The 2,610-nt window shown below is 61.9% G+C and carries 2 protein-coding genes; both read right to left on the bottom strand.

Annotated features, from left to right (window positions below):
* Nucleotides 1-107: 107 nt before the first annotated feature.
* Complete coding sequence (locus AC3WTM_RS15145; protein WP_102669564.1) at nt 108-1,409, bottom strand: NAD(P)/FAD-dependent oxidoreductase; 1,302 nt, start codon at nt 1,407-1,409, stop codon at nt 108-110.
* Nucleotides 1,406-2,494 carry a polyamine ABC transporter substrate-binding protein gene (locus AC3WTM_RS15140; RefSeq protein WP_102669565.1) on the bottom strand — a complete coding sequence of 363 codons (1,089 nt, stop codon included), beginning with the start codon at nt 2,492-2,494 and terminating at the stop codon, nt 1,406-1,408. The genes AC3WTM_RS15145 and AC3WTM_RS15140 overlap by 4 nt, the downstream gene beginning before the upstream one ends.
* Nucleotides 2,495-2,610 lie beyond the last annotated feature (116 nt).

The following is a 2,610-nucleotide window of genomic DNA, read 5'->3' as shown; positions in this document are numbered from 1 at the left end:
CCCCCCCCCCCCCCCCCCCCCCCCCCCCCCCCCCCCCCCCCCCCCCCCCCCCCCCCCCCCCCCCCCCCCCCTCCCACAGTGGTTAGCAGGCGCCCGGCAGGCCTACGTCAGCCCAGCATTTCCCGCATCCGATACCAGAACATGCCAAGGGCCAGCAAGGGTGAACGCAGTGTGCGTCCGCCGGGGAAGGTCATGTGCGGCACGGCGCTGAACACGTCGAAGCCTTTGCTGTGGCCGGCATGGATCGCTTCGCCCAACAACTTCGCGCACCAGTGAGTCACGTTCAGGCCATGGCCTGAGTAACCCTGGGCGTAGAACACGTTCGGGTGCTGGCTCAGGCGCCCGACCTGGGGGAAGCGGTTGGCCGAGATGCCGATCTTGCCGCCCCACTGATAGTCGATGCGCACATCGGCCAGTTGCGGGAACACCTTGAGCATCTGCGGGCGCATGTAGGCGCTGATGTCCGAAGGATCGCGCCCGGAGTAATGGCAGGCACCACCGAACAACAAGCGCCGGTCAGCCGAGAGCCGGTAGTAATCCAGGCCGACCTTCTGGTCGCACAGCGCAACATTGTGCGGGATCAGTTTTGCAGCGGCCTCTTGCGACAAGGGTTCGGTGGCGATGATGTAGCTGCCTGCCGGGAGTACTTTGCCGCTGAGCTTCGGTTCGAGCTCTTCCAGATGGGCATTGCAAGCAAGCACCAACGTGCCTGCACTCACAGTGCCACCGGCGCAGCGCACTTGCACCGTGCTGCCATGGATCAACTCCAGCACCGGGCTCTGCTCGAAAATCCGCACCCCAAGGGACTCGGCAACTTGCGCTTCGCCAAGGACCAGGTTCAGCGGATGCAAATGCCCCGATCCCATGTCCACCAGGCCGCCGGCGTACACACCGGAGTTCACCACCTGTTCACGGATTTGTTCTGGCGCCACCAGTCGGGTTTCAAAGGCGTAGCCGGATTCAATCAGTTGCACCTGCTCGGCCTTGAGCGCCTTGAACTGGGCCGGGGTATTGGCCAGTTCGCAGAAGCCCCAGCTCAGGTCACAATCGATGCCGTGCTTGCGGATGCGATTGGCCACGACTTGCACCGACTCGTTCCCGGCGTGTTCCAGGTATTGCACGCCATCGGCGCCGATGTGCTTGGCGAAACCGCTGACGTCATGGCCGATACCACGAATCAACTGGCCGCCGTTGCGCCCGCTGGCGCCCCAGCCGATCCGTCGGGCCTCCAGCAGGACCACCGAGAGCCCACGCTGGGCCAGCTCGATGGCGGTGTTGATGCCGGTGAAACCCGCGCCGACCACGCAGACATCGGCCACCAGGTCCGAGGCCAGCGCGGGACGCTGCCTCATGCCCTTGGCGGACGCCGCGTAATAGGAGTGGGTGTGTTCCTTGGTGTACTGATTCATTTGTTGGACTTCACTTTGCTCCACGAACGGGTCATCAGGCGCATGATCGACTGCGGCGGCGTGGTGGAGATATAGAGTTTGTCGAGGACTTCTTGGGACGGATAAACCTCGGGGTTGCTGACCAGCTCAGGGTCCATGTACTGCTTGGCGGCCGGGTTCGGGTTGGCGTAGCCGACCGACTCACTGACCTTGGCAATCACTTGCGGGTCCAGCAGGTAGTTGATGAAGGCATGAGCTTCCTTCGGGTTGCTGGCGTCGGCGGGGATGGCCAGCAGGTCGAACCACAGGTTGGCGCCTTCCTTGGGAATGGCGTAGGCGATGTTCACGCCATTGCCGGCTTCCTTGGCGCGGTTGGCGGCCTGGAACACGTCACCCGAGTATCCGAACGCTACGCAGATATCGCCGTTGGCCAGGTCCGAGACGTACTTGGAGGAGTGGAAGTAGGTGATGTAGGGGCGAATGCTCAGCAGCTTGGCTTCGGCCTTTTTGAAGTCCTCGGGGTTTTCGCTGCGTGGGTCCATGCCCATGTAGTTGAGCATCGCCGGGAACACTTCGTCCGCTGAGTCCATCATCGACACGCCGCAGGCGCTGAGCTTCTTGATGTTCTCCGGTTCGAACAGCACGGCCCAGGAGTCGATCTTGTCGATGCCCAGCACAGCCTTGACCTTGTCGACGTTATAGCCGATGCCGTTGGTGCCCCACAGGTACGGCACCGAGTGTGCGTTGCCCGGATCGTTTTTCTCCAGCAGCGCCAGCAATTTCGGGTCGAGGTTCTTGAAATTCGGCAGTTGCTCGCGATCGAGCTTGAGGAACGCGCCGGCCTTCACCTGGCGGGCGAGGAAGTGGTTGGACGGCACCACCACGTCATACCCGGTACGACCGGCAAGCAGTTTGCCTTCAAGGGTTTCGTTGGAATCGAATACGTCGTAGATCACCTTGATCCCGGTCTTGGCCTGGAAGTCGGCGAGGGTGGTTTCGCCGATGTAGTCGGTCCAGTTGTAGACGCTGACCTGGGGCTGAGCCTGGGCAACGGCGCTGAACAAAACCGCAAGTGCGGTCGGGACCATGGATTTCAATAAGCGCATATCGATACCTTCTTGGAATTATTGGATTCTTCAGGTGTACACCTACCTGTGGGAGCGAGCTTGCTCGCGATGGCGGCCTGTCAGTCAACGAAGATATTGGATTCACTGGCCTCATC

The sequence above is a fragment of the Pseudomonas sp. EU05-FHT14B02 genome (genome assembly GCF_058791055.1).
This window is presented reverse-complemented; position numbering and strand designations above follow the sequence as displayed.

Bases quoted from the DNA above. Each gene is read 5' to 3' on its own strand.
- AC3WTM_RS15140 (WP_102669565.1), bottom strand. From the start codon at position 2,494: ATGCGCTTATTGAAATCCATGGTCCCGACCGCACTTGCGGTTTTGTTC.
- AC3WTM_RS15145 (WP_102669564.1), bottom strand. From the start codon at position 1,409: ATGAATCAGTACACCAAGGAACACACCCACTCCTATTACGCGGCGTCC.